Source organism: Nonomuraea sp. NPDC004702, assembly GCF_053601695.1.
Genome location: NZ_JBSGCE010000013.1, coordinates 42,388 through 63,078, shown reverse-complemented (window position 1 = coordinate 63,078; position 20,691 = coordinate 42,388). Strand labels below are relative to the sequence as shown.

The 20,691-nt window shown below is 72.6% G+C and carries 19 protein-coding genes; 16 read left to right on the top strand and 3 right to left on the bottom strand.

Annotation, left to right across the window (positions count from 1 at the left end):
- The first annotated feature begins 25 nt into the window (after window positions 1-25).
- The 3 genes from rbfA to truB are packed head-to-tail and all read left to right on the top strand — an operon-like array spanning window position 26 to window position 2,354.
- Complete coding sequence (gene rbfA / locus ACWEJ6_RS18395; RefSeq protein WP_358298430.1) at window positions 26-466, top strand: 30S ribosome-binding factor RbfA; 441 nt, start codon at window positions 26-28, stop codon at window positions 464-466.
- The gene (locus tag ACWEJ6_RS18390) at window positions 463-1,500 is read left to right on the top strand and encodes a DHH family phosphoesterase (protein WP_364340294.1); all 1,038 of its coding nucleotides are present in this window, start codon (window positions 463-465) and stop codon (window positions 1,498-1,500) included. Before rbfA ends, ACWEJ6_RS18390 begins: the two co-directional genes overlap by 4 nt.
- Window positions 1,482-2,354 carry a tRNA pseudouridine(55) synthase TruB gene (gene truB / locus ACWEJ6_RS18385; protein WP_452424841.1) on the top strand — a complete coding sequence of 291 codons (873 nt, stop codon included), beginning with the start codon at window positions 1,482-1,484 and terminating at the stop codon, window positions 2,352-2,354. Before ACWEJ6_RS18390 ends, truB begins: the two co-directional genes overlap by 19 nt.
- A gap of 93 nt (window positions 2,355-2,447) precedes the next feature.
- Here truB and ACWEJ6_RS18380 read toward each other — a convergent pair whose 3' ends face one another.
- A complete protein-coding gene (locus ACWEJ6_RS18380; RefSeq protein WP_387682055.1) occupies window positions 2,448-3,467 on the bottom strand; it encodes a TRM11 family SAM-dependent methyltransferase in 1,020 nt (339 codons plus the stop codon).
- Window positions 3,468-3,569: 102 nt separating this feature from the next.
- On the opposite strand from ACWEJ6_RS18380, the gene ACWEJ6_RS18375 reads away from it, so the two are divergent.
- The 8 genes from ACWEJ6_RS18375 (at window position 3,570) to ACWEJ6_RS18340 (ending at window position 12,714) form a co-directional block, all read left to right on the top strand.
- On the top strand, window positions 3,570-4,496 hold the full coding sequence (locus ACWEJ6_RS18375; RefSeq protein WP_358298422.1) for a bifunctional riboflavin kinase/FAD synthetase: 927 nt from the start codon (window positions 3,570-3,572) through the stop codon (window positions 4,494-4,496).
- Between the two features lie 190 nt (window positions 4,497-4,686).
- Entirely contained in the window at window positions 4,687-4,956 is a 270-nt protein-coding gene (gene rpsO / locus ACWEJ6_RS18370) for a 30S ribosomal protein S15 (protein ID WP_090945762.1), read from the top strand.
- A 395-nt stretch (window positions 4,957-5,351) separates the two neighbouring features.
- Window positions 5,352-7,688, top strand: a complete 2,337-nt coding sequence (locus ACWEJ6_RS18365) for a polyribonucleotide nucleotidyltransferase (RefSeq protein ID WP_452424838.1) — start codon at window positions 5,352-5,354, stop codon at window positions 7,686-7,688.
- A 46-nt stretch (window positions 7,689-7,734) separates the two neighbouring features.
- Complete coding sequence (locus ACWEJ6_RS18360; RefSeq protein ID WP_358298418.1) at window positions 7,735-9,042, top strand: M16 family metallopeptidase; 1,308 nt, start codon at window positions 7,735-7,737, stop codon at window positions 9,040-9,042.
- A 113-nt stretch (window positions 9,043-9,155) separates the two neighbouring features.
- The gene (gene dapB / locus ACWEJ6_RS18355) at window positions 9,156-9,893 is read left to right on the top strand and encodes a 4-hydroxy-tetrahydrodipicolinate reductase (RefSeq protein WP_452424836.1); all 738 of its coding nucleotides are present in this window, start codon (window positions 9,156-9,158) and stop codon (window positions 9,891-9,893) included.
- Between the two features lie 146 nt (window positions 9,894-10,039).
- Window positions 10,040-10,513: a GNAT family N-acetyltransferase gene (locus ACWEJ6_RS18350; RefSeq protein WP_452424834.1), complete on the top strand. Its 474-nt coding sequence runs from the start codon at window positions 10,040-10,042 to the stop codon at window positions 10,511-10,513.
- 9 nt (window positions 10,514-10,522) lie between these two features.
- Window positions 10,523-11,185, top strand: a complete 663-nt coding sequence (locus ACWEJ6_RS18345; RefSeq protein ID WP_352320742.1) for a TenA family protein — start codon at window positions 10,523-10,525, stop codon at window positions 11,183-11,185.
- Window positions 11,176-12,714: a PucR family transcriptional regulator gene (locus ACWEJ6_RS18340; protein ID WP_452424831.1), complete on the top strand. Its 1,539-nt coding sequence runs from the start codon at window positions 11,176-11,178 to the stop codon at window positions 12,712-12,714. Before ACWEJ6_RS18345 ends, ACWEJ6_RS18340 begins: the two co-directional genes overlap by 10 nt.
- Here ACWEJ6_RS18340 and ACWEJ6_RS18335 read toward each other — a convergent pair.
- On the bottom strand, window positions 12,701-12,937 hold the full coding sequence (locus ACWEJ6_RS18335; protein ID WP_352365313.1) for a glutaredoxin domain-containing protein: 237 nt from the start codon (window positions 12,935-12,937) through the stop codon (window positions 12,701-12,703). The genes ACWEJ6_RS18340 and ACWEJ6_RS18335 overlap by 14 nt on opposite strands.
- Before the next feature lie 130 nt (window positions 12,938-13,067).
- Between ACWEJ6_RS18335 and ACWEJ6_RS18330 the strand changes: the two genes are divergently transcribed.
- From ACWEJ6_RS18330 to ACWEJ6_RS18310, 5 genes are read left to right on the top strand one after another with little or no spacing between them, the layout of a single operon-like run.
- Entirely contained in the window at window positions 13,068-14,690 is a 1,623-nt protein-coding gene (locus ACWEJ6_RS18330) for an ABC transporter substrate-binding protein (protein ID WP_452424829.1), read from the top strand.
- A complete protein-coding gene (locus ACWEJ6_RS18325) occupies window positions 14,690-16,549 on the top strand; it encodes a prolyl oligopeptidase family serine peptidase (protein ID WP_452424827.1) in 1,860 nt (619 codons plus the stop codon). The genes ACWEJ6_RS18330 and ACWEJ6_RS18325 overlap by 1 nt, the downstream gene beginning before the upstream one ends.
- The gene (locus tag ACWEJ6_RS18320) at window positions 16,549-17,502 is read left to right on the top strand and encodes an ABC transporter permease (RefSeq protein WP_452424825.1); all 954 of its coding nucleotides are present in this window, start codon (window positions 16,549-16,551) and stop codon (window positions 17,500-17,502) included. Before ACWEJ6_RS18325 ends, ACWEJ6_RS18320 begins: the two co-directional genes overlap by 1 nt.
- On the top strand, window positions 17,499-18,341 hold the full coding sequence (locus ACWEJ6_RS18315) for an ABC transporter permease (protein ID WP_387682081.1): 843 nt from the start codon (window positions 17,499-17,501) through the stop codon (window positions 18,339-18,341). The genes ACWEJ6_RS18320 and ACWEJ6_RS18315 overlap by 4 nt, the downstream gene beginning before the upstream one ends.
- Before the next feature lie 2 nt (window positions 18,342-18,343).
- Window positions 18,344-20,092, top strand: coding sequence for an ABC transporter ATP-binding protein (locus ACWEJ6_RS18310; RefSeq protein ID WP_452425025.1), 1,749 nt, complete (start codon window positions 18,344-18,346; stop codon window positions 20,090-20,092).
- On the opposite strand, the gene ACWEJ6_RS18305 is transcribed toward ACWEJ6_RS18310, so the two are convergent.
- Window positions 20,089-20,664, bottom strand: a complete 576-nt coding sequence (locus ACWEJ6_RS18305; RefSeq protein WP_357988051.1) for a helix-turn-helix domain-containing protein — start codon at window positions 20,662-20,664, stop codon at window positions 20,089-20,091. The genes ACWEJ6_RS18310 and ACWEJ6_RS18305 overlap by 4 nt on opposite strands.
- Window positions 20,665-20,691: the final 27 nt, after the last annotated feature.

The window sequence follows — 20,691 nt, the reverse complement described above, 5'->3', positions numbered from 1 at the left end:
AGGTCGTGCGTGAGGGGGAGCGAACATGGTGGATGCCGCACGAGCGAGCAAGCTCGCCGACCGCATCCAGCAGATCGTCGCCGAGATGCTGGAGCGCCGGATCAAGGACCCGCGCCTGGGCTTCGTCACCGTGACCGACACGCGGATCACGGCTGACCTGCGTGACGCGACGGTGTTCTACACAGTGTTCGGCTCCGACGCGGAGCGGTCCGACACCGCGGCCGCCCTGGAGAGTGCCAAGGGCATCATCCGCGCCGAGGTGGGCCGCCAGACCGGCGTGCGCTTCACCCCGACGCTGACGTTCCGGCACGACCCGCTGCCCGACAGCGCCCGCCAGCTCGACGACCTGATCAACGCCGCCAGGGCGCGGGACGCCGAGGTGGCGCGCCGGGCCGAGGGCGCGGCCTACGCCGGCGAGGCCGACCCCTACAAGAAGCCCGATGAGGGTGAGGACGACCAGGCGTGACGTCGCACGTGCGCGCCCGAGCCGAGCAGCCCTCCCAGGAGGCCACGGACATCCCCGAGGCCGCCTGGGAGCGCGCGGTCCAGCTCATCGGCCAGGTCGACGAGGTCGCCCTGGCCTGTCACGTGTCGCCCGACGGCGACGCGCTCGGCTCGATGCTGGCCGTCGGTTACGTGCTGCGCTCGATCGGCAAGCGGGTCGTGGCCTCCTTCGGTGACCAGTACTTCGCGGTGCCGCGGATCCTGCGGTTCCTGCCGGGGCAGGAGATGTTGTGCCCGCCGGCCGACTATCCCGAGGCCCCGGCGTTGATGATCACCTTCGACTCCTCCACGTTCGAGCGGCTGGGCCTGCTCAGCCCCAACGCGGCCAGGGCGGAGGAGGTCATCGTGATCGACCATCACCCGTCCAACGCCGGGTTCGGCACGCACAGCCTCATCGACCCGCGAGCGGCGGCCACGGCCATGCTGGCCGAGCAGCTCATCTACCGGCTCGGCGGCAGCCTCGACCGGGACATCGCCACCTGCCTGTACACCGGCCTGGTGACCGACACGGGCTCCTTCCGCTACGCCTCGACCACGCCGGCCGTGCACCGGATGGCGTCCCGGCTGGTGGCCACGGGCCTGCACACCGACGAGATCGCCCGCGAGCTGTGGGACCGCTCGCCGTTCGGCTACCTCAAGGTGCTGGCCAGGGCGCTCGACCGGGTGCAGCTGGAGGGCTCGATGGTCTGGACGTACGTGCCGCGGGTCGACCGGGCCGCGTACGGGCTGCCGTACTCGGAGATCGAGGGCATGATCGACATCGTCCGCCGTACCGACGAGGCCGAGATTGCGGTCGTGCTCAAGGAGGACGACCACGGCGACTGGCAGGTGTCGACCAGGTCCAAGGGCGGGGTCGACGTGGCGGCCGTGTGCGCCGCGCTGGGCGGCGGCGGGCATCACAACGCGGCCGGGTTCACCTCCTACGACAGCGTGGAGGAGACCATGGCCAAGTTCAGACGAGAGCTGGGGAAGGCTGGATGGCCGAGAGCGGTCTGATCATCGTCGACAAGCCGGGCGAGTGGACCTCGCACGACGTGGTGGCCAAGATGCGGCGCATCGCGGGCACCCGCCGCGTCGGGCACGCCGGCACGCTCGACCCGATGGCCACGGGCGTGCTGGTGATCGGGGTGGAGAAGGCGACCCGGCTGCTCGGGCACCTGGCGCTGACCGAGAAGGTCTACGAGGCCACGATCCGGCTGGGCGTGTCCACCAACACCGACGACGCCGAGGGCGAGACCGTCGCCACGGCGTCGGCGGCGGAGGTGGACGCGGCCGAGGTGCACAAGGGCGTCGAGGCGCTCACCGGCGCCATCATGCAGGTGCCGCCGCAGGTCAGCGCCATCAAGGTCAACGGGCAGCGGGCGTACAAGATGGCCCGCGCGGGCGAGGAGGTCGCGCTCGCGGCCCGGCCCGTCACCGTGTACGGCTTCGACGTGCACGACATCAGGGCCGCCGGCGACGTCGTGGACGTCGACGCGGTCGTCACCTGCTCCAGCGGCACCTACATCCGGGCCCTGGCCCGCGACCTGGGGGCCGCGCTCGGCGTCGGCGGTCACCTGACGAGCCTGCGCCGGACCCGGGTCGGCCCCTACGACCTGTCGCTGGCCCGCGGCATCGACCAGCTCGCCGAGGAGTGCGTGGTGCTGCCCATCGGCGAGGCGGTGTCGGCGGCGTTCCCGCGCCGGGACGTGACCGCCGAGGAGGCGCGCGTGATCGGCCACGGCGGCCGGCTGCCCGCGGCCGGGCTCGGAGCCGGGCCGATCGGCGTGTTCGGGCCGGAGGGCGAGCTGCTGGCGCTGGTGGAGGAGCAGGGCCGGATCGCCAAGCCCCTGGCCGTGTTCGCGGGGTGAGCCGCGGCCTTCGCTCGTCAGGCGGGTTCGCGGGCTGAGCCGCGGCCCTCGTCCGTCGGGCGGGTTGACGGGGTGAGCCGCGGCCTTCGCTTGTCAGGCGGGTTTGCGGGCGACCAGGATGTCGCGGACGATCGCCTGGTCGACCCAGTGCTCGAAGTCGGGGTAGTCCATGACCTCCAGGCCCGCGCCGGTGAGGATCGCGGCCAGCTCGGCGCTCTTGCCGCCGTAGGTGTTCCAGGAGATGCCCATCGCGCCGCCGGGGCGCAGCAGCTCGGCCCAGACCGGCACGGCCTGCCGCAGCAGCTCCAGCGGGCTGCGGGACAGGCCGCCGCCGCCCTTGCTGCCGTGCTGGACGCCGTAGGGGGCGTCGGTCACGACGACGTCGAACGTGCGGGGCTTGAAGAACTCGCGGCTCTTGAGCGTGTCGGCGTTGACCACGGCGAGCTGCTGCACGTCGCCCGCCTTGACGGCCTCCTTCGACAGCCCGAACGTGACGTTGAGCCGCCGCCCCACCAGCGCCCGCGCCCGCCGCACCGGCACGGTCTCGGCGGTGTGCTTGAGCCGCTTGTTGCGCAGCCAGGTCTTGATGAACGTCGTGTACGCCTCGAAGTCCTTGCCGTCGACGTCGAGGCCGTAGGCGTCGTAGCCGTACATGAGGGCCTGGTTGAGGGTGGTGCCGCGGCCGCACATCGGGTCGAACACCGACAACTTCCCGGACATGGGCCGGTCGGAGGCGAGCACGGTGACGTTGAGCAGCAGCTTGGTGAAGTGCTCGTTGGTCTTGCCGGCGTATTTCTGGATGGTCAGCAGGTCGCTGCTCAGCCGGTCGAGGGGGCGCATGGCCAGCGGGCGCAGCAGGTCGCCCTCGACGCCGAAGACCGCGTAGACGGAGGACAGGTTGGACAGCAGCGCGACGTCGGACTCGGAGAGCGGTTCTGCGGTCTCGAACGTGATGTACGGGACGCCGCCGATGGTGGTCTCCGCGCTGTCCAGCACGGTGTTCTCGATGGCGTGGTCGCTGAAGACGGCCAGCTCGCCCCTGGTCAGACGTGGGGAGCTCTCGCCGTAGACCCGGTTGAAGGCGGGCAGGATCAGGAGCGCGTATCGAGGCATGATGGCTCATCCTACTTGCGGGAATACCGCGCTCCGCCCCTCGATTGGAGGTGAGCGGGAGGTGCATGGCAGGCTTGTGTCGGATTGATCTGCCACGAACGAATGGGGCCTAGCGTGCGGGGTTCGAGAAGGTCTGTGGTGACCATCGGCGTGTACGACGGGGTCCATCGCGGGCATCGCAAGGTGATCGAGCGGACGGTCGAGCTGGCCCGCGAGCGGGGGGCGCGCAGCGTGGCGGTCACGTTCGAGCCGCATCCCGACGAGGTGGTGCGGCCGGGCACCCGGCGGGCGCGGCTGACCACGCTCAAGCGGCGCGCCGAGCTGCTGGCCGAGCTGGGCATCGACGACGTCGAGGTGGTGGAGTTCACCCTCGACCTGTCCAGGACGAGCCCCGACGACTTCGCCCAGGGCGTGCTGAGCGAGCGCCTCGGGGCGGCGGTGGTCGTGGTGGGTGCGGACTTCACGTTCGGGCACCACGCCGCCGGCGACGTCGAGACGCTGCGCACGCTGGGCGACAAGTACGACTTCGAGGTCGAGGTGGTGCCCCTGCTCGACGGCGTCTCCTCGACCTCCGCGCGCGAGCTGATCGTCGCCGGTGACGTCGAGGGGGCCGCGGCCGAGCTGGGCCGTCCCCATCGGGTGGAGGGCGTGGTGGTGCGCGGCTACCAGCGCGGGCGGCAGCTCGGCTTCCCGACCGCCAACGTCGAGACGCCGCAGCAGACGGCCATCCCGGCCGACGGGGTCTACGCGGGGTGGCTGGAGTGCGTCCCGGTGGCCAACCTGCCCGCGCCGTACGAGGGCGAGCGGTGGCCGGCGGCGATCTCGGTGGGCACGAACCCGACGTTCGAGGGCGTGCCGCGTACCGTGGAGGCGTACGCGCTCGACCGCGACGACCTGGAGCTCTACGGGGTGCACGTGGCGGTGGAGTTCGCCGCCCGGCTCAGGGGCAACACCCGTTTCGAGTCGATCGAGGCGCTGATCGACCAGATCCACGCCGACGTCGACGCCGCCCGCCGCATCACGTCGTGACACCGGCCGCGGCGGGCGCGGAAGGTTCGCGGGCGCGAAACGCTTGACTCCGATGGTAACCTTGCATGTCGGCTCTGTAACGGTGGCGCTGCTGCGCTGCCCATGACGGCCTTCACGCGGCGACTGTAGGCACGCACGGTCGTTCGCACTCTCATCTCATTCGCGCGTGTCCGTAGATCGAAGGAGAGCCGTGTCCCTCGACACCGCTGCCAAGAAGACCATCATCAGTGAGTACGCGACGGCCGAAGGCGACACCGGTTCGCCCGAGGTGCAGATCGCGCTGCTCAGCAAGCGCATCAGCGAGCTCACCGAGCACCTGAAGACGCACAAGCACGACCACCACAGCCGTCGTGGCCTGCTTCTGCTCGTCGGTCGCCGGCGTCGTCTGCTGAAGTACCTGCAGAAGGTCGACATCCAGCGTTACCGTTCGCTCATCGAGCGACTCGGTCTGCGCCGATAGCATGAAAGGGAGCGGCGCCCGGCGCCGCTCCCTTCTCATATGGCTCCGCCCATGTGGGTAGGAGCACACACGACCGGCGCGTCGTGGCGGCGAGCCGCCGCGCCGTCGGCGTACAACTGAATATCCGAGACACACAGCCCCCGCGTCCGATTCAGCACCATGCGACCCGCGACGCCTGCGGGCCGGTCCTCGGTAGTGGCTTCCGGTAAGAACGACCGGGCGCTTCGATCGAAGACCGGCGCTGCACCTTCTATGGGGGACACGCTGACGGATCGCCGCCACCGTGCCACCGGGCACGACGGATGGGCGGCCGTCTGACGAGCGGGTCCCTCCATAGGCACGAGGGTGCCGGTGAGAAAAGAGGGCGCGGGTGACCGACCACAAGGAGGTCCCCCGTGGAGGGTGTCCACACCGCTGAAGCCGTCATTGACAACGGCTCTTTCGGCACGCGCACGGTCCGGTTCGAGACCGGTCGTCTCGCGCGCCAGGCGGCGGGTTCCGCCGTCGCCTATCTCGACAACGACACGATGGTGCTCTCGGCCACCACCGCGTCCAAGGCTCCCAAGGAGAACTTCGACTTCTTCCCGCTCACGGTCGACGTCGAGGAGCGCATGTACGCCGCGGGCCGCATCCCCGGCTCGTTCTTCCGCCGTGAGGGCCGTCCGTCCGAGGACGCGATCCTGACCTGCCGCCTGATCGACCGGCCGCTGCGCCCGTCGTTCGTCAAGGGCCTGCGCAACGAGATCCAGGTCGTCGCCACGGTCATGGCGCTCAACCCCGACCACCTCTACGACGTGGTCGCCATCAACGCCGCCTCGCTGTCCACGCAGCTCGCCGGGCTGCCGTTCTCCGGCCCGATCGGCGGCGTGCGGGTCGCGCTGATCGAGGGCCAGTGGGTGGCCTTCCCGACGCACCCCGAGCTGGAGCGGGCCACGTTCGACATGGTCGTGGCGGGCCGCCTGCTCGACGACGGCGACGTCGCGATCATGATGGTCGAGGCCGAGTCCACCAAGGACACGCTCAAGCTGGTCGCCGACGGCGCGGTCGCGCCGACCGAGGAGACCGTCGCGCAGGGCCTTGAGGCCGCCAAGCCGTTCATCAAGGTGCTGTGCGAGGCGCAGTCCCGCATCGCGCAGGTCGCAGCCAAGGAGACCGCCGAGTACCCGGTCTTCCTCGACTACCAGGACGACGTCTACAACGCGGTCGAGGCCGCGATCAAGACCGAGCTGGGCGCCGCGCTGACCATCGCCGGCAAGCAGGAGCGCGAGACCGAGCTCGACAAGGTCAAGGCGCTGGCCGCCGAGCGGCTGCTGCCCGAGTTCGAGGGGCGTGAGAAGGAGATCTCCGCCGCGTTCCGCTCGGTGATGAAGAAGCTCATGCGCGAGCGGGTCGTCAAGGAGGGCGTCCGCATCGACGGCCGCGGCACCAAGGACATCCGAGCCCTGTCGGCCGAGGTCCACGTGGTGCCCCGGGTGCACGGCTCGGCCCTGTTCGAGCGCGGCGAGACCCAGATCCTGGGCATCACCACGCTGAACATGCTGCGCATGGAGCAGAACATCGACACGCTCAACCCCGAGCGGACCAAGCGCTACATGCACAACTACAACTTCCCGCCGTACTCCACCGGTGAGACGGGCCGCGTGGGCTCGCCCAAGCGCCGCGAGATCGGTCACGGCGCGCTGGCCGAGCGGGCGCTCATCCCGGTGCTGCCCTCGCGCGAGGAGTTCCCGTACGCCATCCGCCAGGTCTCCGAGGCCCTCGGCTCCAACGGCTCCACCTCGATGGGCTCGGTCTGCGCGTCCACGATGGCGCTGCTGGACGCCGGTGTGCCGCTCAGGGAGATGGTCGCCGGCATCGCGATGGGCCTGATCAGCGAGGGCGGCAGCTACGTCACGCTGACCGACATCCTCGGCGCCGAGGACGCCATGGGCGACATGGACTTCAAGGTCGCCGGCACCAAGGACGTCATCACCGCCCTGCAGCTCGACACCAAGCTCGACGGCATCCCCGCCTCCGTGCTGGCCGCCGCGCTGAAGCAGGCCAAGGGCGCCCGCCTGGCGATCCTCGACGTGATGCAGGAGGCGATCGACTCCCCGGCGGAGATGAACCCGACCGCGCCGCGCATCATCACGATCAAGGTCCCGGTCGACAAGATCGGCGAGGTCATCGGCCCGAAGGGCAAGATGATCAACCAGATCCAGGACGACACGGGCGCCGAGATCACCATCGAGGACGACGGCACGATCTACATCGGCGCCACCGACGGGCCCTCCGCCGAGGCGGCCCGTTCGGCGATCAACGGCATCGCGAACCCGCACATGCCCGAGGTCGGCGAGCGTTACCTGGGCACGGTCGTCAAGATCGCGGCCTTCGGCGCGTTCGTCTCGCTCATGCCCGGCAAGGACGGCCTGCTGCACGTCTCCCAGATCCGCAAGCTGCACGGCGGCAAGCGCATCGAGAACGTCGAGGACGTCATGGGCGTCGGCGAGAAGATCCAGGTCGAGATCGCCGAGATCGACGGCCGGGGCAAGCTCTCCCTCGTGCCCGTCGAGGTCATCGAGAAGGAGGCCGCCGAGAAGGAGGCCAAGGCCGCGACCGGCGCCGAGGACGGCGAGGCTCCCGCGCCCGAGGCCGACTCCGCCGCCGCCGAGGACAAGCCGGAGCGGCCGCGCCGCACCCGGACCCGCGTGCGCACCAGCCGCCCCAACGAGGGCGACGACCGCAACTCGTGACCGGGCAACCACAGTTCTCGGCACCCCCGAAGCAGGAGGCCTCGTGATGACCACCACGCTGCACCCCGGCAAGGACGGAGCCGGGGTCGTCAGGCGCACCGTCCTGCCGGGCGGGCTCCGTGTGGTGACCGAGACCATGCCGACCGTGCGTAGCGTCGCGGTCGGCATGTGGGTCGGCATCGGCTCGCGTGACGAGGCCCCCGAGCACATGGGGGCCACCCACTTCCTCGAACACCTGCTGTTCAAGGGCACGCCCACGCGGGACGCGATGGAGATCTCGGCCTCCATCGAGGGCATCGGCGGCGAGATCAACGCCTTCACCGCCAAGGAGTACACCTGCTACTACGCGCGGGTCCTCGACGAGGACCTGCCCGTGGCGGTCGACGTGCTCGCCGACGTGGTGACCAGCTCGCTGATCACCGAGGAGGACGTCGAGTCCGAGCGCGGGGTGATCCTGGAAGAGATCGCCATGCACGACGACGACCCGTCCGACGTGGTGCACGAGCAGTTCGCCGCCGCGCTCTACGGCGACTCGCCGATCGGCCGGCCCATCCTGGGCACGGTCGACTCGATCAACGCCCTGGGCCAGGAGCGCATCGCCGAGTACTACCACCGGTACTACCGGCCGCGTACGACGGTGGTGTCGGTGGCGGGGAACGTGCGGCACGAGGAGGTCGTCGAGCTGGTCGCCCGCGCGTACGAGCGGGCGGGCGCGCTGGAGGGCCCCTACGAGTTCGCCCCGCCGCGCACCAGCGGTCCGGGCGCCGAGACCCGTTCCGGGGTCAGGGTGCTGGACCGGCCGACCGAGCAGGCCAACCTGGTGCTCGGCACGACCGGCATGTCCCGCACCGACGACCGCAGGTTCGCGCTCGGCGTGCTCAACGCCGCGCTGGGCGGCGGCATGTCCTCCCGGCTCTTCCAGGAGATCAGGGAGAAGCGCGGGCTGGCCTACTCGGCCTACAGCTACACCTCGGCCTACGCCGACACCGGGCAGTTCGGGATCTACGTGGGCTGCCTGCCCTCGAAGATCGACGACGTGCTCAAGATCTGCCGCGACGAGGTGTCCCGGGTGGTGGCCGAAGGCATCACCGCCGACGAGATCATGCGCGGCAAGGGGCAGATGCGCGGCGGGCTCGTGCTCGGGCTGGAGGACACCGGGTCGCGCATGTCGCGGATCGGGAAGAACGAGCTGGTCTACGACGAGCTGATGTCGGTCGACGAGGTGCTGGCCCGGATCGAGGCGGTCACCCCCGACGAGATCGGGGAGGTCGCCCGTGACGTCCTGAACCGGCCGCTCACGCTGGCCGTCATCGGGCCGTACGGGGACAAGGACTTCTCGGAGGCCATCGCCTGACCGGGTTCGCCCCGGCCGGGGTTGGTGTGAAGGGGGAGAGCGGGATTCCGCTCTCCCCCTTCTCGGTTCGGGGGGTGCTTGGGAGGGGGTGGCGGGCGTAATAGGGTTGGGGCGTGATCAGGGTTGGTGTGCTGGGCGCGCGTGGTCGCGTGGGCGTCGAGGTGTGCAAGGCGGTAGAGGCGGCGGACGACCTGGAGCTGGTGGCCGCGCTCGACAAGGACGATCCCGTCGAGGGGCTCGAAGGCGCCGAGGTGGTGGTCGACTTCACCCATCCTGACGTGGTCATGGGCAACCTGGAATGGGCCATCGCCCACGGCGTGCACCCGGTGGTGGGCACCACGGGGTTCGACGCCGGCCGGCTGGAGACCGTGCGCGGGTGGCTGGAGCGTTCGCCGGGCGTCAACTGCCTGATCGCCCCCAACTTCGGCATCGCGGCGGTGCTCATGATGCACTTCGCGCAGCAGGCGGCCCGCCACTTCGAGTCCGTCGAGATCATCGAACTGCACCACCCGAACAAGGCCGACGCCCCTTCGGGCACCGCCCGGCGTACCGCTGAGCTGGTGGCCGAGGCGCGCGGCAAGGCCGGGCTCAGCGGGATGCCCGACGCCACCAGCACCGCCCTCGACGGCGCCCGCGGCGCCGACGTCGGCGGGGTGCACGTGCACGCGGTGCGCCTGTCCGGGCTGATCGCCCACCAGGAGGTGCTGCTCGGCGGCGACGGCGAGATCCTCACCATCCGGCACGACACGATGAGCAGGTCGGCGTTCACGCCGGGCGTGCTGCTGGGCGTGCGCCGGGTGCGCGAGCTGCCCGGCCTCACCGTGGGCCTGGAGCCCCTGCTCGACCTGTGACCGCTGCACGACGTGCCCATGACCGCATGTGACAGGGGTCATGGGCACGTCGTGAGGAGAGGGTCCCGGCTCCGCACAGCCGGGCCTACGATCATCAACACTAATACCAGCGGCGTGGTCCACCCGAAACATGAGACCGTGTCGTCATGGTGCGATGGGCCGACCCGGACGAGCTGGCCGGGCTGATCTCTGTGGAACTGGCCGCCGACAAGCTGTTCGGGCAGGCCGGCATAGTCTTCCCGGCGGGCACGACGATGGTCGAGGACGTCACGGACGCGACCTCGGTGCTCGTCGAGGGCGACCCGCCGGCCGGGTTCGCGCTGATCGGCCGGGTCGACGGCAACCTGCATCTCGACCAGCTCGCGGTGCACCCCGACCACATGCGGCAGGGCATCGGCGGGCGGCTGGTGGAGGCGGTGGCCGATCACGCGCGGGCGGTCGGGGCGCCGGCGGTCACGCTGACGACGTTCCGCGACGTGCCCTGGAACGCCCCCTGGTACGAGCGGCACGGCTTCGCGGTGCTGCCCGAGGCCGAGTGGGGGCCGGAGCTGCGGGCGCTGGTGGAACACGAGCGCGAGCTGGGCATCGAGGTGGCGCCGCGGGTCGTGATGCGCCGATAGCCTGGGCGGGTGAGCCGGTTTCGTGATGAGTTGTGGCAGGTCGTCGGCGGTGTGTACGACCAGATCCTGGCCCACCCGTTCCTGTCGGGGCTGACCGACGGATCCCTGCCGCGGGAGGCGTTCCGCCACTACGTGGTGCAGGAGGCGCACTTCCTGCCCGACTACGCCAGGGCGCTGGCGGCGTGCGCGGCGCGTTCGCCGGAGCCGTCCGGGGTGCAGCGCTTCGCCCGCGACGCCGCCATGACCGTCGAGGTGGAGCACAGCCTCGTGGTGGAGCTGCTGGCCGCGTTCGGGCTGGACGAGGCCGACGCGCGCAAGACGCCCGCCGGGCCCACGACGGTCGGGTACACCTCGTACCTGGTGCGCACGTGCTCGCTGGGCACGTTCCCGGAGGCGCTGGGCGCGATCGTGCCCTGTTACTGGATCTACGCCCGGGTCGGCGAGACCCTGCTCGGCCGGTCCTCTCCCGACCCGCTCTACGCCTGGTGGATCGACACCTACGGCGGCGAGGGCTACCAGGAGACCGTGGCGGGAGTGCTCGACCTGCTGGACGGGCTGGCGCCGGCCGGCGAGGAGCGGCTGCGGCTGCTCGACCGCGCGCTCACCACGGCCCGCTACGAGTGGATGTTCTGGGACGCGGCCTGGCGCCGGGAGGGCTGGCCATGCGGCTGAGGGACCTCCTCCAGGCCGGCCAGCTCGCCCTGAAGGTGCTGACCGGGCATGATCTGCTCGACCGGCGCGTACGCGGCGTCGCCACGACCGACCTGCCCGACCCGGCCATGTTCGTCAAGGCGGGCGAGCTGGTGCTCACCGAGCTGACCTGGCACACCGGCCCGGCCTCCTCGCGCGACTTCGTCGCCAAGCTCGGGGACGTGGCGGCGCTGGTCGCCGGCACCGCGCTCAAGGTGCCGCCGGCCGACCTGATCGACGCCTGCGCCGAGGCCGGGCTGCCGCTGCTCACCCTGCCGGTGGACGTGCCGTTCAGCCAGGTCACCGAGCACGTCCTGCGGGCCCTGATCGCCGAGCTGGGCACGCCGCCGCGGCCCGCATACGCCGCCCGCAGGCGGCTGGCCAGCACCCTGGTCGACGGCGGCAGCCTCACCAAGCTCGTCACGGCGGTGGCGGGCGAGCTGGACGTGCCCTGCTGGGTGCTCTCGCCCACGGGCCGGGTGGTTGTCGGCTCCCAGCCGCTGGACGCCGCGGCCCGGCTGCGGCTGGCGCACACGTTCCTGACCGCGCGGTTCCTGCCCGGGATGGTGACGCAGGAGGACGGCACGGCGCTGTCGGTGTTCCCGGTCAGCAAGGGGGCGCCGCACCGCATCGCCAACTGGTTCCTGGCGTACGCGGGGGAGCAGGTGCAGGGCGAGAACGAGGACCTGGTCGTCGAGCTGGCCGCGCTGGTGGCGCTGGAGCGCTCGCGGCTGGAGGCGGCGCAGCGCATCGAGCGGCGGGTGCTCGACCAGCTCCTGACGCTGCTGGAGTCGGGCGACGCGGCGCTGCCCGGCGTGGTGTCGCGGCTGCACACGCTGCACGTGGAGACCGAGCACGGCCTGCTGGCCGTCGCCCTGTCGGCGCGGCTCGACGCCGGTGGCGGCGGCGAGGTCGCCGTGCCCGTGCTGGACGAGCTGCTGCGGCCGCTGGCGCCCGGCATCGTCACGGCCACCGGCCCCGCCGAGGCGGTCGCGCTCGTCCCGCTGGCGGGCAACACGGCCGACGAGCTGACGGCCCACGTGCTCCAGGGCGCGCGCACCCTGGAGGCGGGGCTCGGTCAGGGCCGCATCACGCTCGGGGTGAGCAGCGTGACGACCGGTCCGGCGGCGCTGAGCAGCCTGATCGAGGAGGCCAGGCACGCGCTCACGCTGGCCGGGCTGAGCGGCGACCGGGTCAGCGTGATCACCGGCGACGACGTCAGCTCCCACCGCACGCTGCTGGCCGCCATCCCGGGGGAGCTGCGCCGGGCGTTCCGGTCGCGGCTGCTGGGGCGGCTGGAGTCGTACGACGCGGCCAACCAGACGGACCTGCTGGAGACGTTGCAGGCGTACCTGGAGGAGTCGGGCTCGTGGGCGGCCACGGCCGAGCGCCTGCACGTGCACGTCAACACGCTGCGCTACCGGCTGCGCCGGATCGAGGAGCTGACCGGCAGGTCGCTCAACTCCTGGGACGAGCGGGTCGACTTCATGCTGGCCCTCAGGATGCGCTGAGCCGCGCCCGCACCTCCTCCACGCCCGGGTTGACCAGGGCGGAGCCGTCCGGGAAGACGACCGTGGGGATGAGCCAGGAGCCGCCGTTGAGCTCGGCGATGAGGTCGACGGCGCCGGGGGTCTCGTCCACGTCGATCTCGGTGTACGGGATGCCGGCGCGGGAGAGCTGCGCCTTGAGCCGGTGGCAGTGACCGCACCAGGGAGCGCTGTACACGGTGATCATGTATTTCCGATTCGTTAGGTGGGTTTGACTGGTGGCGCAGACGCCGAATACTCTCATGTGCCAACTGGAGTTTACCGGTAGACACTGCAGCTAGGCGGGTTGACCGGTCGTGTGAAAGTAGGGTCCCCCGGTGACCGATCTGCCTGTCTCCCGGCGTTCCGTCCTGCGGTCCGCCGCCTTCGCGGGGGCGCTCGCCGTGCTGCCCGGCCTGCTGTCGGCGTGCGGGCCGGCCGAGCAGGAGGCGGGGACGGCCGCCAAGAAGAGCCTCGACGTCCTGCGCGTCGCGCTGCCCTCCTCCATCGGGTCGCTGGACGCGGCCAAGGAGGCGGGCATCATGAACTACGTCGTGGCCCTCCTCGTGCAGGAGTCCCTGGTCGGCGTCGGCCCGGACGGCAGCCTCCAGCCGTCCCTGGCCGAGTCCTGGGCCAGGAAGGACGCCACCACCTACGTCTACAAGCTGCGCCCCGGCGTGACGTTCTCCGACGGCAGCCCGCTCACCGCCGCCGACGTGGTCGCCAGCCTGAACCTGCACGCCAAGAAGGGCTCGACCACCGCCTTCGCCTACGCCTACGCCAACGTGGACACGATCGAGGCCACCGGCGACGCCGAGGTGACGATCAAGCTCAAGAGCCCCGACGCGGCGTTCGCCTGGGTGCCCACGCCCGGCACGCTGCTGGTGACCAGCGCGAAGTTCATCGAGGCCACCGGCGAGCGCATCGGCACGCCGGAGGGCAAGCTGCTGGGGACGGGGCCGTACAAGGTGGCCGAGTTCGCCCCCGACTCGCACGTCACGCTGGAGCGCAACGACGCCTACCGGGGCGGCAAGCCGGCCTTCCGGCAGATCAGGATCGACTTCATCCCCGAGGAGTCCACGCGGCTGCTGGCCATGCGCGGCGACAACGTGGACGTCGCGCTCAACGTGCCGGCCGAGCAGATCGACCAGTGGAAGGCGGTGCCCGGCGCGCAGGTGCTGACCGCCGGCGACCGCTCGCTGGTCACGCTGGCCTTCAACACGGCCAAGAAGCCCTGGGACGACGTGCACGTGCGCCGGGCCGTCGCCCACGCCGTGGACCGCGAGGGCATCGTCAGGAGCGTGCTGCGCGGCCACGGCAAGGTCGCCACCGCCATCCCGGACCCGGCCCAGTGGGGCGGCGTGCTGGACGAGGCCGAGGTCACCGCCCTGTACGCGGCCATCCCCCAGTACGGCTTCGACCTGGCCCAGGCCAAGGCAGAGCTGGCGAAGTCGGCCACGCCGCAGGGGTTCGCCGACACGCTCACGTACCCGAGCAGCGGCCCGCAGCTCGGGCGGGCGGCGCTCACCCTGGCCGAGAACCTCAAGACCATCGGCATCACGCTGGAGGTCAAGGAGGTGCCGCTCGAACAGTGGATCGCCGACCTCGGCAAGCACGGCTCCGGCGTCTACCTCGGCTGGTACTTCGCCACCACCGGCGACCCCGCCGAGTACGTCCAGCAGCTCCTGCACGGCGGCGCCACCGGCGAGAACGGCACCAACATCGCCGAGTACGACAACGCCGAGGTGACCGGCCTGCTGGACCAGGCCAAGGCGGGCACCGACGACGCCGCCCGGGGCAAGCTGCTCGGCCAGGCGCTGGTCAGGGCGGCGGCGGACGTGCCGTACCAGCCGCTGTGGTGGGGCGAGGCGGCCACCGCGTTCGGCAGGGCGGTCGCCGCCGAGGGCTTCGGCCCCTACTTCTTCGTCGGCCCGTGGGCGACGAAGGTGGCCGCACGCTGATGACCGACGCCATCCACGCGAGCCGGGCGGCCGGCCCGCGCGACCCCATCGACGTGCATCAGGCGCTGGCCGGGATGCGTTATCCCGAGTCGGTGTCGCTGCACCCCGGCGGCGACCGCGTCGCCTGCGTGATCGACGGCGTCGCGTACGTCGTCGGGCTCGACGGCGCCATGGAGGCCGCGGGCGACTGCCACGGCCCGGTCCGCTGGCTGCCCGACGGGCGGCTGCTGCGCACGCCGTCGCCGTCCGAGCTGGCCGTCGACGGCTGGCGGGCCCGCGTGGACGGCGAGATCGAGGACCTGATCCCCGGCGACGACGGCACCGTCCTGGTCCGGCTGGCCGACCCCGGCAGCGAGCGCGACGGCAGCCACCTGGGCCTGCGCGTGCACGACCCGTCCGACCCCTTCGTCCTGACGCCGGGCGGCCGGCTGCGCCGCCTGGCCTGGTTCGAGATCGGCGACGACCGCCCGCGCCAGCTCGCGCTGCCCGGCCTGACCGTGTGGGACGCCGACTGGCGCGGACGCCGCGCCCTGGCCGTGACCTCGGAAGACGAGACGCCCGCCGGGTACTACCGGCCCCGGCTCGACCTGGTCGAGGACGGCGAGGTGCGCACGTTGCACCGCACGTCCTGGCAGCTCGCCCGGCCCCGGCTGGCCCCGGGCGGACGGGCCGCCGTGGTGGTCGAGGGGCTGTCGATCGTCTCGGGCCGCGTCCTGCGGGCCGACCTGGTCACGGGGGAGGTCGCCTACCTGGGCGACCTGGACGACGTCACCGACCTCGGCTGGCTGGACGACGACACCCTGTGGTTCACCGGCTGGTCGGGCACCGGCGTGCACGGCGGGGTGCTCAGCGCCGCCGACGGCCGCGTCCTGAGCCGCTGGACGGCCCGGGGAACGCTGGGCGGCCGCGACGGCCAGCCCTCGCTGTCCGTGGACCGCACCGGCACGGTGGCCGCGGCCTGCTGGGAGAGCCCCGAGCAGCCGCCCGAGGTCGCCGTGGCCGTCCTGCGGGAAGGCGACTGGCGTGCGGTCACAGCGCTCAACGCCGGGCTGGCCGGACTGGCGGCGCACCAGGAGGAGATCACCTGGACGGGCCGCGACGGCCTGCCGGTCAGCGGCCTGCTGCTCACCACCCCCGGCGCCGGAGAGGGACCCAGGCCGCTGGTCGTCATGGTGCACGGCGGGCCCACCTGGTTGTGGTCCAGCTCGTTCGCGCCCGCCGAGTCCAACCAGCTCGCCGTGCCGCTGGCGCACGCCGGCGCCGCCGTCCTGCTGCCGAACCCCAGAGGCAGCAGCGGCCGCGGCCAGGACTACGCCCGCGCGGTCATCGGCCAGGTCGGCGCGGCGGACCTGGACGACGTGCTGGCCGGCGTGGACCACCTGGTCGCCGCGGGTGTCGCCGATCCCGGGCGGACCGCGGTCATGGGCCTGAGCTACGGCGGATACCTGACCGCCTGGGCCGTCACCCGCACGAGCCGCTTCCGCGCCGCCGTCGTCATGTCCGGCGTGAGCGACTGGCTGAGCTTCTCCACCGCCAGCAACCTCGCGGGCGGCTTCGACCCGCTCTACCACGCCGGGGCCGACCCGGCCACCAGCGAGGGACGCGAACGCCTGGCCGCCCGCTCACCCGTGCACCACGCCGCCAAGGCCGCCACCCCGACCCTGATCCTGCACGGCGAGCGCGACCGCACCACCCCTCCCGGCCAGGCGGAACAGCTCTATCGTGCCTGGTCGGCGGCGGGCGTGAGCACTCAGCTGGTCCTCTACCCTCGGGAGGGTCACGAGCTGGTCGAGCCCGCCCACCGCAGGGACGCGGCGGAGCGCGTGATCGGCTGGCTGACCGGGGGCGGGGTGTTGTGATGGGCTGGGCCGGGTTCCTGCTGCGCAGGTCCGCGGGCACCGCGGCCGTCGTGCTGCTGCTGTCGGCCGGCGTGTTCGGCCTGCTCTACCTGGCCCCGGGCGACATCCAGCAGACCCTGCTCGGCACCCGTCCGGCCACCGCCGACACGATCGCCGCCCTGCGGGGCCGCTACCACCTCGACGACCCCGTCGCCGTCCAGTACCTGCGCTGGCTCGGCGGCGTGCTCGGCGGCGACCTCGGCACCTCCATCAGGACCGGCCAGCCGGTCGCCGGGATGCTCGGCGAACGCCTGCCGCGCACGCTCGTCCTGACCGGCTACGGCACGCTCCTGGCCGCGCTGGCGGGCCTGCCGCTCGGCGTGCTGGGCGCGCTGCGCAAGGGCCGGGCGAGCGACCGCCTGGTGGTGACCGCCGGGGTGGTGGGGCTGAGCGCGCCGCCGTTCGCGGTCGGCCTGCTGCTGCTCGTGGTGTTCGCGCTGGGGCTCGGCTGGTTCCCCGTCTACGGCACGGGGGAGGGGTTCGCGAGCGAGTTGTGGCACCTGACGCTGCCCGCCGTCGCGCTGGCGGCCGGGGCGGCCGGGATGCTGCTTCGCTTCAGCAGGGCCGCGCTCGTCCGCGAGCTCGACCAGGACTACGTGGTCTTCGCCCGCGCCCGCGGCCTGAGCGCGCCCGTCGTGCTCGGCTACGCCGTGCGCAACTCGCTGGTGCCCGTGCTGACCGCGGCCGGGCTCGTCGTCACCGGCATGCTCGCCGGGACCGTGCTGGTGGAGGTCACGTTCGCGCTGCCGGGGCTCGGGTCGCTGCTGGTCGACTCGGTCACCTTCAAGGACGTGCCGGTGGTGCAGGCGCTCGCGCTGCTGCTCACCCTCCTGATCGCCGCCGTCAACCTGCTGGTGGACGTCGCCTACTCGGTGGCCGACCCGCGCGTGCGGCTCGGCGGGGGCAAGTCGTGACCGCGCCTGCCCGTACGCGCGGGCGTGCCGTGATCCGCCGGTTCCCGATCGCCGTGCCGCTGGCGCTGGCCGTGCTCGTGGTCGTCGTGGCCGCCGCCGCGTTCGCGCCCTGGCTGGTCCCCGGCGCCACCGCCCAGGACCTGATGACCGGCATCTCCATGCCCGGCCCCGGCCACCCGCTCGGCACCGACGACCTGGGCCGCGACGTGCTGAGCCTGCTCGTCGCGGGGGCCCGCACCGCCGTGCCGGGGGCGTTCGCCGTGGCCGCCGGGTCCATGCTGATCGGCAACCTGCTCGGCCTGGCCGCCGGCTACTTCGGCGGCTGGCCGGACACCCTGGTCATGCGCTGGGCCGACCTGATGTTCTCGCTGCCCGCGCTGCTGGTCGCGATCGTCGTGGCGGGCGTGCTCGGCGGCGGCTACGGGCTGGCCGTCGCCGTGCTGGTGGTGCTGTTCGCGCCCACCGACACGCGCGTGGTGCGCGGCGCGGTCCTGGAGCAGCGGCACCGGCCCTACGTCGAGGCGGCGCTGCTGAAGAACCTGTCGTCCTGGCGGATCATGACCCGGCACATCTGGCCGAACATCGTCCCGGTCAGCCTGGCCTCGGCCTTCCTGAACTTCGCCTTCGCCCTGGTCTCGCTGTCGTCGTTGTCCTTCCTCGGCCTGGGCGTCCCGGCCGGATCGCCCGACTGGGGGCGCACGCTGGCCGACAACCGCACCCAGCTGCTGGCCAACCCGTGGGCGGTCATCGCGCCCGGCCTGGCCGTGATCGTCACCGCCGCCGCGCTCAACCTGGTGGGCGACTGGCTGCACGAACGCTTCGAGCGGAGGGCCCGGTGACCATGCTGCGGGTGGCCGACCTGACCGTACGGCAGCCGGACACCGGCCGTACGCTGCTGTCGCAGGTGTCCTTCGAGGTTGCCGCCGGCGAGTCGGTGGCGATCGTGGGCGAGTCCGGCTCGGGCAAGTCGCTGACCGTCCGCGCGCTGCTCGGGCTGCTGCCCGCCGGGCTGGAGTCCACCGGCCTGGTCGAGATCGACGGGCGGCGGGTCGACGACGACCCCAAGGCCAGGCGGCGGCAGCGCGGCGGCACGGTCTCGCTGCTCATGCAGGACCCGTTCACGCTGCTCAACCCCCTGCGCAGGGCCGGCAAGCAGATCGCCGACGGCCTGCCGGACGGCGCCGACCCCAAGACCGAGGTGCCGCGGCTGCTGGCCGAGGTGGGCCTGCCGGGCGAGGTGGCGGGCCGCTACCCGTTCCAGCTCTCCGGCGGCATGCGGCAGCGGGTGGGCCTGGCCTGCGCGCTGGCCGCCGCGCCGCGGATCCTGCTGGCCGACGAGCCGACCACCGCCCTCGACGCCACCACGCAGCGCGAGGTGCTCGCCCTCATCCGCCGCATCCAGCGCGAACGGGACATGACGTTCCTGCTCATCACGCACGACCTGCGGCTGGCGTTCTCGATGTGCGACCGGGTCGTGGTCATGTACGCGGGCCGGGTCATGGAGGTCGGGCGCGCCGCCGAGCTGCGCAAGGAGCAGCGGCATCCGTACACGCGGGCGCTGCTGGCCGCCGAGCCGCCCGCCGACCGGCGGCTGCCGGTCATCCCGTCCGTGCCGGGCTCGGTGCCGGCCCACGACGCGGTGGCCGGGCGCTGCGGGTTCGCCGACCGGTGCGCGCACGCGGGGGAGGAGTGCCGCGCGGGCGTCCCGGCCCTGGTTCCGGTGCCGGGCGCGGAGGTCCGCCTGTCGGCCTGCGTACGGGCCGCCGCGCTGCCCGAGGCGCCGCCGCCCCCGCCGGGCGTGCCGTCGCCGCCGCGCACCGCCGCCGCGCCGCTGCTGGCGGTGACGGGCCTGCGGAAGACGTACGCGGGCGCGTCGCGGCCGGCCCTGGCCGGTGTGGACCTGACCGTGGCGCCGGGCGAGGTCGTGGCCGTCGTCGGCGAGTCGGGGTCGGGCAAGACCACGCTGGCCCGCTGCGTCACCGGCCTGGAACGCCCCGACGCGGGCGTCGTCACCCTCGACGGGCTCGACTGCTCCGACCCCGCCCGCATGTCCCGCCAGGCGGTGCGCCAGGCCCGCCGGACGGCACAGATGATCTTCCAGGACCCGTACTCGACGCTCAACCCGGCGCGTACCGTCGGTGCGACGCTCAAGGAGGCGCTCGCCGCCGACGGACGCCCCACGGACGTCGGCGCGCTGCTGCGCCTGGTGGGCCTCGACCCCGCACTCGCCCGCAAGCGCCCGGCCGGCCTGTCGGGCGGCGAGCGGCAGCGCGTGGCCATCGCGCGGGCCGTGGCCGGCGAGCCCCGCCTGCTGGTCTGCGACGAGCCCGTCTCCGCCCTCGACGTCTCCGTGCAGGCGCAGGTGCTCACCCTGCTCGCCGGGCTCAAGGAACGCCTGGGCATGGGGCTGCTGTTCATCACCCACGACCTGGCCGTCGTCCGCCAGCTCGCCGACCGCCTGTACGTGCTGCGGGCCGGCGAATGCGTCGAGACCGGCGACGTGGACCGGGTGCTGGACGCCCCCGCCCACCCCTACACCCGCGAGCTGCTGGCCAGCGTGCCCGACGGAAGCAGCCGCTGGCCCGGCTAGTCGTAGGAGATCAGCGTGAGCATCCGGCAGCCGCGCTCGCCGGTGGAGTAGACGTGGTCGACCTCGGCCCCGAACCGCACCGCGTCGCCCTCGCCCAGCCGCACCGACCACGTGTCGCTCTCGACCGTCACCTCGCCGGACACCACGTAGGCGTGCTCCACTGACCCGTGCCCGTGGGCGCTCCTGGCGCTGCGCGTCAGCGGCGGCAGCTCGCCCTCGGCCAGCTCGAAGCGCCGGCGGTCGGCCGCCGCGAACAGGCCGCGCACGGTCGTGTCGCCCACCGCCACCGGCAGGCCCTCGCTCCTGCGCAGCACCTCGGGCTCGGCGAGCCGGGTACGGGTCAGCTCGGCGAAGGTGAGCTCCAGCGCTCCCGCCAGCCGGGTCAGCACCTCGATCGTCGGGTTGGCCACGCCGCGCTCGATCTGTGAGATCAGCGCCTTGCTCACCCCGGTCAGCTCGGCCAGCTCGCGGACGCTGAACCCCCGGGCCAGCCGCGTGCGCCGCAGGTTGCCCGCCAGCGCGCCGCGCACCCCGGCGGCCTGCCCGTTGGTGACCGCGAGTTCCTGCCGCACGTGGTGAGTCCTTCCTGTCCCGGCGTC

What these genes read in the sequence shown, in the direction of transcription:
- ACWEJ6_RS18380 (WP_387682055.1), bottom strand. Translation starts at nt 3,467, where the DNA reads ATGCCTCGATACGCGCTCCTGATCCTGCCCGCCTTCAACCGGGTCTAC.
- ACWEJ6_RS18325 (WP_452424827.1), top strand. Translation starts at nt 14,690, where the DNA reads ATGACCGACGCCATCCACGCGAGCCGGGCGGCCGGCCCGCGCGACCCC.
- rbfA (WP_358298430.1), top strand. Translation starts at nt 26, where the DNA reads ATGGTGGATGCCGCACGAGCGAGCAAGCTCGCCGACCGCATCCAGCAG.
- ACWEJ6_RS18375 (WP_358298422.1), top strand. Translation starts at nt 3,570, where the DNA reads ATGGGGCCTAGCGTGCGGGGTTCGAGAAGGTCTGTGGTGACCATCGGC.
- ACWEJ6_RS18340 (WP_452424831.1), top strand. Translation starts at nt 11,176, where the DNA reads ATGCGGCTGAGGGACCTCCTCCAGGCCGGCCAGCTCGCCCTGAAGGTG.
- ACWEJ6_RS18350 (WP_452424834.1), top strand. Translation starts at nt 10,040, where the DNA reads ATGGTGCGATGGGCCGACCCGGACGAGCTGGCCGGGCTGATCTCTGTG.
- ACWEJ6_RS18335 (WP_352365313.1), bottom strand. Translation starts at nt 12,937, where the DNA reads ATGATCACCGTGTACAGCGCTCCCTGGTGCGGTCACTGCCACCGGCTC.
- truB (WP_452424841.1), top strand. Translation starts at nt 1,482, where the DNA reads ATGGCCGAGAGCGGTCTGATCATCGTCGACAAGCCGGGCGAGTGGACC.
- ACWEJ6_RS18360 (WP_358298418.1), top strand. Translation starts at nt 7,735, where the DNA reads ATGACCACCACGCTGCACCCCGGCAAGGACGGAGCCGGGGTCGTCAGG.
- ACWEJ6_RS18310 (WP_452425025.1), top strand. Translation starts at nt 18,344, where the DNA reads ATGCTGCGGGTGGCCGACCTGACCGTACGGCAGCCGGACACCGGCCGT.
- ACWEJ6_RS18320 (WP_452424825.1), top strand. Translation starts at nt 16,549, where the DNA reads ATGGGCTGGGCCGGGTTCCTGCTGCGCAGGTCCGCGGGCACCGCGGCC.